This is a genomic window from Streptomyces sp. NPDC001663 (genome assembly GCF_042893105.1).
GTDB lineage: Bacteria > Actinomycetota > Actinomycetes > Streptomycetales > Streptomycetaceae > Streptomyces.
Window position 1 is genome coordinate 627,568 of sequence record NZ_JBIAUR010000004.1, and the last position, 13,076, is coordinate 640,643.

Annotated in this window: 7 protein-coding genes; 1 reads left to right on the plus strand and 6 read right to left on the minus strand. The window is 69.5% G+C overall.

What is annotated here, in order from left to right; all coding sequences use genetic code 11:
* Window positions 1-50 precede the first annotated feature (50 nt).
* Window positions 51-2,945, minus strand: coding sequence for a vitamin B12-dependent ribonucleotide reductase (locus tag ACFY1L_RS16650; protein ID WP_388823908.1), 2,895 nt, complete (start codon window positions 2,943-2,945; stop codon window positions 51-53).
* Window positions 2,946-3,108: 163 nt separating this feature from the next.
* Window positions 3,109-3,669 (minus strand): transcriptional regulator NrdR, encoded by a 561-nt coding sequence (nrdR, locus tag ACFY1L_RS16655; RefSeq protein ID WP_388823909.1) that lies wholly within the window; start codon window positions 3,667-3,669, stop codon window positions 3,109-3,111.
* 565 nt (window positions 3,670-4,234) lie between these two features.
* Here nrdR and lexA point away from each other — a divergent pair.
* Window positions 4,235-5,014 (plus strand): transcriptional repressor LexA, encoded by a 780-nt coding sequence (gene lexA / locus ACFY1L_RS16660; protein WP_352382363.1) that lies wholly within the window; start codon window positions 4,235-4,237, stop codon window positions 5,012-5,014.
* A 156-nt stretch (window positions 5,015-5,170) separates the two neighbouring features.
* Here the strand turns inward: lexA and ACFY1L_RS16665 are convergent, their stop codons facing one another.
* From ACFY1L_RS16665 to ACFY1L_RS16680, 4 genes are all read right to left on the minus strand, one after another.
* Window positions 5,171-7,153 carry an ATP-dependent DNA helicase gene (locus ACFY1L_RS16665; RefSeq protein WP_388823910.1) on the minus strand — a complete coding sequence of 661 codons (1,983 nt, stop codon included), beginning with the start codon at window positions 7,151-7,153 and terminating at the stop codon, window positions 5,171-5,173.
* A 301-nt stretch (window positions 7,154-7,454) separates the two neighbouring features.
* The gene (locus ACFY1L_RS16670; RefSeq protein WP_388823911.1) at window positions 7,455-8,267 is read right to left on the minus strand and encodes a GNAT family N-acetyltransferase; all 813 of its coding nucleotides are present in this window, start codon (window positions 8,265-8,267) and stop codon (window positions 7,455-7,457) included.
* Window positions 8,268-8,361: 94 nt separating this feature from the next.
* Window positions 8,362-10,317, minus strand: coding sequence for an IucA/IucC family protein (locus tag ACFY1L_RS16675; RefSeq protein ID WP_388823913.1), 1,956 nt, complete (start codon window positions 10,315-10,317; stop codon window positions 8,362-8,364).
* Between the two features lie 801 nt (window positions 10,318-11,118).
* Window positions 11,119-12,903: a diaminobutyrate--2-oxoglutarate transaminase family protein gene (locus tag ACFY1L_RS16680; protein ID WP_388823915.1), complete on the minus strand. Its 1,785-nt coding sequence runs from the start codon at window positions 12,901-12,903 to the stop codon at window positions 11,119-11,121.
* Window positions 12,904-13,076 lie beyond the last annotated feature (173 nt).

A 13,076-nucleotide genomic window follows, 5' to 3' on the forward strand; every position in this document is an offset into this window, starting at 1 on the left:
GCGCCCCTCCTCAGGGACGGTTTGTCAGGCGGGGCGAGCCCCTGCCCGGGTCAGCTGCAGCCGCTGGTCGAGCCGCAACCCTCGCAGATGTAGCAGGAACCGGCCCGCTGCATCTTCGTACCGCAGGAGAAGCACAGCGGGGCGTCGGCCTGGATGCCCAGCTGCATCTCCACCAGCTCGGCGCTGGTGTGGGCCTGCTTCGGGGCGGGCTTGGCCGCCTCGACCTCGGCACGCGGCGTGGCGACCGCCTTCAACTCCTGGGCGCGCGGCGCCGACTGGGCCAGACCCTCGACGTCGACCTCGTCGTCGGACGGCTCGTACGAACCGGTCTCCAGGTGGCGCTGGCGCTCGTCGGCGGAGTGGATGCCGAGCGCGGAACGCGTCTCGAAGGGCAGGAAGTCGAGAGCCAGGCGGCGGAAGATGTAGTCGACGATCGACTGCGCCATCCGCACGTCCGGGTCGTCCGTCATGCCGGCCGGCTCGAAGCGCATGTTGGTGAACTTCGAGACGTACGTCTCCAGCGGCACGCCGTACTGGAGGCCGACGGAGACCGCGATCGAGAAGGCGTCCATCATGCCCGCGAGGGTGGAGCCCTGCTTGGACATCTTCAGGAAGACCTCGCCGAGACCGTCGTCCGGGTAGGAGTTGGCGGTCATGTAGCCCTCGGCACCGCCGACCGTGAAAGACGTCGTGATGCCGGGACGGCCCTTCGGGAGGCGCTTGCGGACCGGGCGGTACTCGATGACCTTCTCGACCGTCTCGCGGATGGTCGCCTCGGCCTTCTCCGTGACCTCGACCTTCTCCTTCTCCTTGGTCTTGGCGGAGAGCGGCTGGCCGACCTTGCAGTTGTCGCGGTAGATGGCGAGCGCCTTGACGCCCATCTTCCAGGCCTCGAAGTAGATCTCCTCGACCTCCTCGACGGTCGCCGACTCCGGCATGTTGACCGTCTTGGAGAGCGCACCGGAGATCCACGGCTGGATCGCGGCCATCATGCGGACGTGGCCCATCGCGGAGATGGAGCGCTCGCCCATGGCGCAGTCGAAGACCTCGTAGTGCTCGTGCTTGAGGCCCGGCGCGTTGACCACATTGCCGTGCTCGGCGATGTGGGCGACGATCGCCTCGATCTGCTCCTCCTGGTAGCCCAGGCGGCGCAAGGCCTGCGGCACGGTGCCGTTGACGATCTGCATCGAGCCGCCGCCGACGAGCTTCTTGAACTTGACCAGCGCGAGGTCGGGCTCGAGACCGGTGGTGTCGCAGGACATCGCCAGACCGATGGTGCCGGTCGGGGCGATGACGGACGCCTGGGAGTTACGGAAACCGTTCTTCTCACCGAGACGCAGCACGTCCTGCCAGGCCTCCGTGGCGGCGGCCCAGATCGGCGTGTCCAGGTCGTCCATGCGGACGGCCTTGGTGTTCTCGTCGGCGTGCTGCTTCATCACCCGCAGGTGCGGCTGCGAGTTGCGGGCGTAGCCGTCGTACGGGCCGACGACCGCGGCGAGTTCGGCGGAGCGCTTGTACGAGGTACCGGTCATCAGGGAGGTGATGGCACCGGCGAGGGCGCGGCCGCCGTCCGAGTCGTACGCGTGGCCCGTCGCCATCAGCAGGGCGCCGAGGTTGGCGTAGCCGATGCCGAGCTGGCGGAACGCGCGCGTGTTCTCGCCGATCTTCTGGGTCGGGAAGTCCGCGAAGCAGATGGAGATGTCCATCGCGGTGATGACGAGCTCGACGACCTTCGCGAAGCGCTCGACGTCGAAGGACTGGGTGCCCTTGCCGTCGTCCTTCAGGAACTTCATCAGGTTCAGCGAGGCGAGGTTGCAGGACGTGTTGTCCAGGTGCATGTACTCGCTGCAGGGGTTCGAGCCGTTGATACGGCCGGACTCCGGGCAGGTGTGCCAGTGGTTGATGGTGTCGTCGTACTGGATTCCCGGGTCGGCGCAGGCCCAGGCGGCCTCGGCCATCTTGCGGAACAGGGCCTTGGCGTCGACCTCTTCGATGACCTCGCCGGTCATGCGGGACGTCAGGCCGAACTTGCCGCCCGTCTCCACGGCCTTCATGAACGTGTCGTTCACACGGACCGAGTTGTTGGCGTTCTGGTACTGGACGGACGTGATGTCGTCGCCGCCCAGGTCCATGTCGAAGCCCGCGTCGCGCAGGGCGCGGATCTTCTCCTCTTCCTTCACCTTGGTCTCGATGAAGTCCTCGATGTCAGGGTGGTTGACGTCGAGGATGACCATCTTGGCGGCTCGGCGGGTGGCGCCACCGGACTTGATCGTTCCTGCGGAGGCGTCGGCGCCGCGCATGAACGAGACCGGACCGGAGGCGTTGCCGCCGGAGGACAGCAGCTCCTTGGAGGAGCGGATACGGGAGAGGTTCAGGCCGGCGCCCGAGCCGCCCTTGAAGATCATGCCCTCTTCCTTGTACCAGTCGAGGATCGACTCCATGGAGTCGTCGACGGCCAGGATGAAGCAGGCGGAGACCTGCTGGGGCTGCGGCGTACCGACGTTGAACCAGACGGGGCTGTTGAAGCTGAAGATCTGGTGCAGGAGGGCGTACGCCAGCTCGTGCTCGAAGATCTCGGCGTCGGCGGGCGAGGCGAAGTACTTGTAGTCCTCGCCGGCCTTCCGATACGTCTTCACGATCCGGTCGATCAGCTGCTTGAGGCCGGTCTCGCGCTGCGGGGTGCCGACGGCACCACGGAAGTACTTGCTGGTGACGATGTTGACCGCGTTCACCGACCAGAAGTCGGGGAACTCGACGCCACGCTGCTCGAAGTTGACCGAGCCGTCGCGCCAGTTGGTCATGACGACGTCACGACGCTCCCACTGGACCTCGTCGTACGGGTGCACGCCGGGGGTGGTGTGGATGCGCTCGATACGCAGTCCCTTGGTGGCCTTGGCACCCTTGGCCCGGGAACCTCGTGCCGGACCGCTCGCCGTCTCTGTCATGCCGCCTCCCTGTACGGGCTAAAACGCCCTGAAGTGCCCCGATGTTCCCGTGGCACAGTGATGTGTCGTGTGTTGCGGGCATCTCTCGCTGCCGCCCGCAACAGGTCTTCGGTCGCCGCCTCGCGGCCGGATCCGGGGTCTCCGCCCGGCTCCGGCCCGCCGGTCAGTCGGCGGCGTGGGCGGGCTCGGGAACCTGAGCAGTCCCCCCGGACCCGCGGTCGTCCTCCTGGCTCCCCGCGACAGCGTCCTCGCGATCGTCGTCGTCCGCGGCGGCGCGTCGCTCCCCCTCCCTGAGTTCCGCGATCGCGGCCTCGAAGTCCTCGAGCGAGTCGAACGCCCGGTAGACGGAGGCGAATCGCAGATACGCGACGAGGTCGAGCTCCTGCAACGGGCCGAGTATGGCCAGCCCCACGTCGTGGGTGGTCAGCTCGGCGCTTCCGGTGGCCCGCACCGCCTCCTCGACCCGCTGGCCGAGCTGGGCGAGTGCGTCCTCGGTGACAGGCCGCCCCTGGCATGCCTTGCGCACGCCATTGATGACCTTGGTACGGCTGAAAGGCTCGGTGACTCCGGACCGCTTGACCACCATGAGCGAACACGTCTCCACGGTCGTGAAACGACGGGAGCAGTCCGGACACTGGCGGCGCCTGCGGATCGACGTGCCGTCATCGGTCGTACGACTGTCGACGACACGGCTGTCGGGGTGCCTGCAGAAGGGGCAGTGCATGAACTCCCAACCCTCCTCACAGCAGACTCAATAGCCTCGCTGGGCCTCATGGGCCCCTCGAAGCAGCCCCAAGCATAGGCGATCGCCAGGAGCCTGAAGACCCGGGGGACCACAACTTCTGGGCTGCTGTTGAAATCCAACCACTAGATGTGGGGATTGGCCCATACATACACGCCGCCCGCGCGTGTCGCGCGCGTATTGGCATGTGCCACGTGTCCGCGCGGCAGCACGAATGCCCAGGTGCACAGCCGTACCGTTGCGGCACATGCGGAGATACCGTGGGCGCCACAGGGAGAGGACGTGGGGCTCCCGAAGAGATGGGAGCCGGTTCCCGGTTGACGGGATGCCGGATGGCAGACTGAGGCAGTAAACCCACGAGGTCACCACCCCGGCGGTGAAGAGTACAACAATGAGCGCTTTTGCCCGCCAGGGACCGCGTTAGCCATACACCCAGACACATGATCAAGTCAGGCGATCCGCGTTTTTTCACTCGAACGTGTGTTTGGCGCAACCTTTCGAAAGCAACTACCGTTGTCCAGCAGGGAGACCATCGAGAGGGGCCGACGTGACCACCACCGCAGACAGTGCCACCATCACTGCCCAGGACCGCTCCCAGGGCCGACTCGAGCCGGTGCATGCGATGAACGAAGCCGTGAATCCCGAGGGGCACAAGCGCTCCCTACCGGGCCGACCTCCAGGCATCCGGGCGGACAGCTCCGGACTCACCGACCGGCAGCGCCGGGTCATCGAGGTCATCCGGGACTCCGTGCAGCGGCGCGGCTACCCGCCGTCGATGCGCGAGATCGGCCAAGCGGTCGGCCTCTCCAGCACCTCCTCCGTCGCACACCAGCTGATGGCACTGGAGCGCAAGGGCTTCCTGCGCCGTGACCCGCACCGCCCGCGCGCGTACGAGGTGCGCGGCTCCGACCAGGGCGCCTCCGTGCAGCCCACGGACACCGCCGGCAAGCCCGCCGCGTCGTACGTCCCGCTGGTCGGCCGTATCGCCGCCGGTGGTCCGATCCTCGCCGAGGAGTCGGTCGAGGACGTCTTCCCTCTCCCCCGCCAACTGGTCGGTGACGGCGAGCTGTTCGTGCTGAAGGTCGTCGGTGACTCGATGATCGAGGCCGCGATCTGCGACGGCGACTGGGTCACGGTCCGCCGTCAGCCCGTCGCCGAGAACGGCGACATCGTCGCCGCGATGCTAGACGGCGAGGCCACCGTCAAGCGCTTCAAGCGCGAGGACGGCCATGTCTGGCTCCTCCCGCACAACTCGGCGTACGAGCCGATCCCCGGCGACGACGCGACCATCCTCGGCAAGGTGGTGGCGGTGCTGCGGCGCGTGTGACGGCTGCTGCGGGCGGTTCCTCGTGGGTACCGCCCCCTGACCGGGCCCCGGGACCCCTGCGCCGGTTCCGGGGCCCTGTGTTGTCCGGGCGCCGGTGGCGAGCGTTTTGAGGTCGGGGGCCGGCCTGACGCGGTGCCGCGTGAGGCCGGCCCCCGATCACTCGGCTTCCGCCTCCGCCTTCTTCGCCGCCGCGTCGATCGCGGCAAGCGACTTCCGGACCTGATTACGGTCCGTCGTGTACCAGAAGTCGGGCAGTGACGCCTTGAGATAACTTCCGTACCGGGCCGTGGCCAGCCGTTGATCGAGTACGGCGACCACACCTCGGTCCCCCGACGCACGTACGAGGCGACCGGCGCCCTGGGCCATGAGGAGCGCGGCGTGGGTGGCGGCGACCGCCATGAAGCCGTTGCCTCCCGCGTCCTCCACCGCCTTCTGACGGGCGCTCATCAGGGGGTCGTCGGGGCGCGGGAACGGGATCTTGTCCATGACGACCAGCTGACAGCTGGGGCCGGGGACGTCGACGCCCTGCCACAGCGACAGCGTGCCGAAGAGACACGTCCTCGGATCGGCCGCGAAGTTCTTGATCAGCTCGCCGAGCGTCTCCTCGCCCTGGAGGAGGATCGGGAACTCCGGGACACGGGAGCGCAGTTCCTCCGCGGCGAGCTGCGCGGCCCGCATGGAGGAGAACAGGCCGAGAGTGCGTCCGCCGGCCGCCTGGATCAGCTCCGTGAGCTCGTCCAGCATGTCCGCTCGGTCGCCGTCACGCGCGGGGCGCGACAGGTGCTTGGCGACGTAGAGGATGCCCTGCTTCGGGTAGTCGAAGGGCGAGCCGACGTCGACGCCCTTCCACTGCGGGAGGTCCTCGCCCTCGGTGCCCTCGGGGGCGAGTCCGAGGGAGGCGCCGACGCCGTTGAAGTCGCCGCCCAGCTTCAGCGTCGCCGAGGTCAGGACGACGGAGCGGTCCGCGAAGAGCTTCTCCCTCAGGAGGCCCGACACCGACATGGGGGCGACGCGCAGAGAGGCTCCGAAACGGTCGTGGCGCTCGTACCAGACGACATCCCATTCCGAGCCGTTCGTGATCCGCTCCGCCACGTCGTGCACCGACTCCACGGACGCCAGCGCCTGCTTGCGGACCGCGTCCTCGTCCTGGACGGACTTGTCGCGGGTCGCGCCGATCGCGGAGATCACCGTACGGCAGGCGTCGCGCAGCGCCATGAGCGCGTAGCCGAGGTCCTCCGGGATCTCCTCCAGGCGGCCCGGCAGGGCCAGCTCCATCAACCGCTCGAAGCCCTCGGCGGCGGTCTGGAGCTGGTCGGCGGCCTTCTCGTTCGCCAGCTTCGCGGCACGCCGCACCGCGCGGTTGACCTGGCCCGGCGTGAGTTCTCCGGTGGCAACCCCTGTGACCCGGGAGACCAGTTCGTGCGCCTCGTCGACGATCAGCACCTCGTGCTGCGGGAGGACCGGGGCTCCCTCGATGGCGTCGATCGCGAGCAGTGCGTGGTTGGTGACCACGACCTCGGAGAGCTTGGCGCGCTCGCGGGCCAGCTCGGCGAAACACTCGGCGCCGTACGCGCACTTCGACGCGCCCAGGCACTCACGGGACGAGACCGACACCTGCGCCCAGGCCCGGTCGGAAACGCCGGGGGTGAGGTCGTCGCGGTCACCCGACTCGGTCTCGTCCGCCCAGTCGCGCATCCGCAGCAGGTCCTGGCCCAGCTTGCTGGTGGGTGCGGCTGCCTCGAACTGGTCGAAGAGCCCCTCCTCCTCGTCCTGCGGGACCCCCTCGTGGAGGCGGTGCAGACACAGGTAGTTCGACCTGCCCTTGAGCATCGCGAACTCCGGGCGGCGGCGCAGCAAAGGGTGGAGCGCATCGACCGTGCGCGGCAGGTCCCGCTCCACGAGCTGACGCTGCAGGGCCAGGGTGGCGGTGGCCACGACGACTCTCTCCCCGTGCGCGAGCGCGGGCACGAGGTAGCCCAGCGACTTTCCGGTGCCGGTGCCGGCCTGGACGAGCAGATGGGAACCGTCGTCGATCGCCTCCGCGACGGATTCGGCCATGGTCACCTGGCCGGGGCGCTCCGTACCGCCGACGGCAGTGACGGCAGCATGCAGGAGTTCGGGGAGTGAGGGCTTCGTCATAGCGCGACCACCCTACGGCCCGGCACTGACAAACGGGTGATCAAAGCAGGTGAGGGGTGAGATCAAGACCGGGCGCTGCTCGGTCTTGACGGGTTCGGATCAGTTGGGATCGGTTGCGGCGGGGCTGAGCTGGTTCGGGCGGCGGACAAGAAGTCCGAAGCGGTTCGGCCGAGAGCTCCGAAACCGGTTTGGCGGAAGGCTCCAAAACCCGATTCGGCGGAGGTGGAAATTCCATTGGCGGTGATGGGGAACCGGATCGGCGCGAGCGGTGTACCAAAAGTGACGACGTTACGACAGGGCGTCACAGCAGATCGCGCAGGGATCGGTCTCGGACCATGAGGGCGGCCCGCTTGGCGGGCAGGTCGACCTCGGCGGAGAACCGGAAGCCGGCGCTCAGGAAGGCGGCTACGGAGGGGGTGTTGCGAAGGTCGGGTTCCGCGACGACGCGTGCGCAGGCAGGCCGTTTGTCGAGCGCGCGGTCAGCCACGGCTCTGAGGAGCGTGCTGCCGAGCCCACGCCCACGGTCGGCGACACCGCCGATGAGGAGGTGGATTCCGGTGTCATGAGGTCGAGCCGGATAGTGGCGGGCCAGTGGGTCGAGGTCCGCCCGGTAGATCTCCCAGTAGCTCATCGGCGTGCCCTCCAGCACCCCGAGGCACGGAACGCTGCGTCCGTCGCCGGTGAGCTGAGTCCGTAGGTGCTCCTCGGTCACGGTCTGGGGCCCGGCCAGTTCCCAGAACTCCGCGACTGCCGGGTCGTTCATCCAGCGGCTGATCAGCGGTAGGTCCCGCTCGATGTACACGGGGACGAGGTGGAGCACACCGACGGGGGTGACGACCGGTCCCCAGTCGCCGACGTGGTCGAGGAGGTCGTCGTCCGACACCTTGACGGAGAAGGGTGGGGTCGCGTCCTCCCGCCGGCTCCCGTCACCGCCGATGTCGGCCTCCTCGGCGAGGAGTGCGATCAGCTCGTCCGGCAGGCGCAGATCCAGTGTGTCCTCGCTGTCCGTGCCCGCTCCGGTACTGCTCTCGGCAGTACGGAGGCCCGGGTCCGCGCCGTTGTCGGTGCTGGGGGCGGTGGCGGCTGCGTGTGTGCCGGCGTCGGCGGGAGTCACGGCGACGCTCCTCTCTCATAAGGCGGGGTGGGGCATGTTCCTCGGGGATGAAGGGGGTTGGCGATGGTCGGCGATGGTGGTGGGAAAGGGCGTGTCAGGAATGGAGGGGGTTGGCGATGGTGACGTAGACGGACTGTGTGTCGACCGGGCCGACGAGTTCGTCGAGGCCGTGGAGTCGGGTGAGCAGGTTGGCCTTGCAGCGCAGGACGGGTGAGTCGAGCAAGTGGGCGGGCAGTGAGGTGCGCAGCTTGGCGGGGCCGGAGGCGACATCGCCGAGGAAGCGTCGGAAGGCGGCGAGCAGGAGCCGTTCGTCGACCAGGCGCTGGGAGCCGAACGCACCGATGAGGCCGAGCACGTTGTTGATCGCGAGGTAGTAGGCGAACCGCTCGTCGGTGACCTCGTCGGAGACGAAGGTGTCGCTGTGCCGGCCGATACCGGGCAGCCGGGCGTCGAGTTCCGCGCGCCGGGACTCGCGGAAGTAGTAGCCCTGGTTGTCTCGGTAGCGGCCGCCCGAGGGCCAGCCGTCGGCGTCCAGCAGGAGCAGTGTGTTCTGCTGGTGGGCCTCCAGGGCGACCCCGGCCTCGGCGTCCAGCCAGAGCACGGGACGGACGACGTGCTCGAGGTAGCGCAGGAACCACTCGGCGGCGACGGCGCCACGGGGGCGGCCGGTCCGGTCGGCGAGTCGCGTGACGATCTCGGCCAGCCGGGACCGCACGGCGAAGGTCCCTTGCTCCGGGCCGCGAGCCGAATCCGCAGAGGCGCCGGCTCGATCCGCAGAGGCCTCGGCTCGGGCCTGCGGGCGGGGCGAGACGAGTCCGGCGATGCAGGTGACGTCGTCCAACGGGCCGAACGGGTTGTGCCGGATCATCACGTCGAGTCCGGGCACGGGGTTGCCGTCGGGCGCATCGACGGCAAGCCATGCCGGGTCGCGGACGATGTCGAACGTCGGGTGCGCGGCCTGCCACTGCTTGGACAGGCCGCTGCGTAGCAGGCGGTGGACTTCGACGCCTCGGTGCAGTTCCTTACGGAGGTTCTCCCGACGGGAGTTGGTGATCCGCAGGCCGAGCGACAGCTTGAGCATGGCGGGGGCGCCGGACCGATGGACGGTGCGGACGGAGGAGGTGGGGTGCCAGGGGGAGCCGAGTGTGCCGAGGTCGCGGAGCAGCCCGGCGTCGAACAGGTCCGCGATCTCGGAACGCTGCCGGAGGTCACGCAGCTGCCAGGGGTGCAGCGGCAGGGCTGCGTAGCCGTCGGGCAGCGACAGCTCGGCTTCGGCGAGCCGTGCCGTGAGGTGGGCTGCGGGGACGGGGCGGCCTCGCTCGGTCCAGGCCGAGTCGGTGGCGAGTACTGAAGGGGCGACAGCCAGCCAGGGAAGTGGGAAGGAGCCGCGCAACTCCGGTGAATACAGGCGCGCTTCGGCCTCGGAGAGACTTTCGCGGCTCTTCGGGGTGGGGTGCAGCGGGTGCCCAAGCAGGAGTGACTGTTCGGCCGCGAGAAAGAGGTCGGATCCGTCGGCAGGGCGTTCCCGGCGCTCGCGGATGAAAGTGACGGTGCGGAGGAGGGAGTCGGCGACGCGGGCGACCAGGTCGGGGCCCGCGGTACGGGCGGTCGCGGGTGGGTTGGCGGTGTCGGTGCCCGTCCCGGTCCCGGTGCCGCCTGGCGTCTCCCGGGCGAGCAGTGCGGCGACCGTGACGGCGTCGGCCGGTGGGCAGGGTTCGGGGGCGTCGGCAAGGTACGGGAGGCCGAAGCGGTGCCATCCGCTCGGGGACCAGTAGCGCACCGGGGCGAGCAGGGCCGTACCGCTGGCGGGCAAGGGGATGCGCAGCATGCCGTCGTCGGGCGCCGGAAGGTTGGCCTCGCGTGCCCAGCAGCGCAGCACGTTCTCGACGGCTGCGATCTCGGCCGCGGTGTGCGGGTCCGGGTGCTCCAGGAGATCAGCGGTGTCGCGGTGTGGGCGCTGGGCAACGAGGGGGTTGCTCTGCTCCGGGGTGCGCTTGGGGTCCAGGGCCGTCTGGTCGGGGGCGAGCTTTTGGTCCTGGGTGCTCGGCACCGGGGCGCGAGTCTGAACCTGGGGCGTCTGATCCGGAGCGAGCTTTTGGTCCTGGGCGCTCGGCACCGGGGCGCGAGTCTGAACCTGGGGCGCCTGGTCCTGGGGCGTCTGATCCGGGGCTACGTTCCGGTCCTGGGGCGTCTGATCCGAGGCAGTCTGATCCGAGGCAGCCTTTTGGCCCTGGACAGTCTCCACCGGGGCGCACTTATGTTCCTGGGTTGTCTGCTCCGGGGGCCTCGTCTGGTCCTGGGCCGTCGATTGCAGGGCCCTCGTCTGCTCCTGAGCCCTGACCTGCCCCGATGCTTGAGCCCTTGCCTGCCCCTGAGCCCCTGGCTCCCCCAATGCTTGGGCACTCGCCTGACCCGATACCTGGGCCCTCGCCGACTCGGGTGCTTTCCCTTGCTCCGGAACCCTGTGCGCCTCCCGGTTCCCACCCTGCCCCGGAACCCAGTCTCCCTCTTGGGCCCCACCCTGCCCCGAGCCCAGTCCTCCCTCCGAACCCACCGCCTGGCCAGCCTCCGCTCCCGCTCCCGTGACGCCTCCCCCGCCCGAACCCCGCTCGCGCTCCCGCTCCGTATCCCGTTCCGAAGGCCGTCCCTGCTGACGCGGCACCGACGCGGTTGCCGGTTCGGGTGGCGTGAGGCCTGAGGCAGACGCCTCGGTCGAGACTTGCTCGGGAACCTGGGCGCCGACGTCGAATGCGGGGGTGGTGTTCAAGGTGTTCCTCGTGGGTGGTTCTGGCTCGGGGCGATGACGGACCTGGGTCCTACTGCGCTGTGCGCGCCGACAACAACTGCCCTGCTAGCCCGCCCGCTCGGCGCAGTCGCCCCGGCGTCTGTGTCGGGGATCGGGACCGTGAGGTCTGCCTGTGTAGTCGTGCGACGCTGCCTCCACCGCGTCGGCCAGTCGGTCGAGTACCGCGGACGCCTGCTCGTCGCTGATCGTCAGTGGTGGGAGGAGCCGTACGACACTGCTGTGGCGGCCGCCCAGTTCGACGATCAGGCCACGTCGCAGGCACTCCCGTTGGACGGCGGCGGCGAGTTCGGGGGCGGCCGGGCGGGGGCTGCTCGCCTCGGGATCCCTCATCGCTGCCGGGCTCAACCCACCGCTGAGACGCCGAAACCCCACCGAGGCATCGGGGCCACCGCCAACACCCGCAGGGTCCAGGCCGGCGAGCCCCCGAACCAGCGCGCCCGACTCTCGCCCCCGCGCGGACTCTCGAAGCAACGCGCCTGGACCTCGAACCAACGCGTCTGACCCGCGATCCAGCGCATCCGGCACATCCAGCCCCCGATGCAATGCATCAAGATCCCGATCCAGCGCATCAGGGCCCCAATACGTCTCACCAGTCCCCCGACCCGGCCCCGCCGAATCCCCCACCCCACCACCGAACCCCAGACCATCCCCCTCCACATCCACCAGCTCCACCCCGATCATCAACCCCCGCCCCCGCACATCCCCGATGCACGGCAACCCCCGCGCCAGAGCGCGGAGTTGGTCGAGCATGCGGGAGCCCAGGGCTGCGGCTCGTTCGGCGAGGCCGTTTTCGCGGACGTAGGCGAGGGTTGCCGTGCCCGCGGCCATGGCGAGTTGGTTGCCGCGGAACGTGCCTGCGTGGGCGCCGGGCTCCCAGACGTCGAGGTCGTCGCGGTAGACCACCACGGCGAGGGGAAGGCTGCCGCCGATGGCCTTGGAGAGCACCATCACGTCGGGGGTGATCCCGCTGTGCTCCACCGCCCAGAAGGCGCCCGTGCGGCCGACCCCCGTCTGGACCTCGTCGGCGATCAGCGGAATGGAGCGATCGGCGGTGATCTGCCGCATGCGGCGCATCCACGCGTCCGGCGCAGGGATCACCCCGCCCTCGCCCTCGACCGGTTCAAGGATCATCCCGGCGGGATGCGGCACCCCCGACTTGGGGTCGTCGAGGACGGACTCGCTCCAGCGCGCGGCGAGTTCGGCGCCGCGCGGGCCGCCGACGCCGAAGGGGCAGCGGTAGTCCTGCGGAAAGGGGAGGCGGGCGACCCGTACGTCGGAGGCGTCTCCGGATGCTTCGAGCGCTCCGGCGGTCATGCCGTGGTAAGCGCCGGTGAAGGCCAGGATTGAGCTGCGGCCGGTCGCCGCCCGAGCCAGCTTGAGCGCGGCCTCCACCGCATCGGTTCCGGCCGGCCCGCAGAACTGCACGCGTGCGCGGTCGGCGAGACCGGGCGGCAGGGTCTGGAACAGCTCGGTGATGAAGGCGTCCTTGACGGGTGTCGCCAGGTCGAGGACGTGCAGCGGTGCGCCCGAGTCCAGGACCTTGCGGATCGCGTCCAGGACGACGGGGTGGTTGTGGCCCAGGGCGAGCGTTCCGGCACCGGAGAGACAGTCGAGATACCGGCGGCCGTCGGCGCCCTCGATGGTCAGGCCGCGCGCCCGTACCGGCACGATCGGCAGGGCGCGCGCGTAGGTGCGCGCCGCCGACTCGCGCGCCGCCTGGCGCCGCAGGATCCCCTCGTGCGCCGCCCGCGCCGTGACCGACGCCTCACCGACAGCGCTCCGTCCGGCAGTTCCCTCGGACGTGCTCCCCCCGCGTGCAGACTCGACCACGGCTCCCTGTCCTCCCGCCGGGGGCCGCACACGGACAGCAGGCCCCCCATCGCTACCAACCACCCATCGCTCACCGGGTTACGGGTTGTCTCAAGATCCTTGCTGTAGCCGAACCGTTGCTGTTCCGTCGGGCGTCCCCCACAGCGAGCGCATAGTGTGTGATGCCGTTCCAA

What these genes read in the sequence shown, in the direction of transcription:
- ACFY1L_RS16650 (WP_388823908.1), bottom strand. Translation starts at nt 2,945, where the DNA reads ATGACAGAGACGGCGAGCGGTCCGGCACGAGGTTCCCGGGCCAAGGGT.
- nrdR (WP_388823909.1), bottom strand. Translation starts at nt 3,669, where the DNA reads ATGCACTGCCCCTTCTGCAGGCACCCCGACAGCCGTGTCGTCGACAGT.
- ACFY1L_RS16665 (WP_388823910.1), bottom strand. Translation starts at nt 7,153, where the DNA reads ATGACGAAGCCCTCACTCCCCGAACTCCTGCATGCTGCCGTCACTGCC.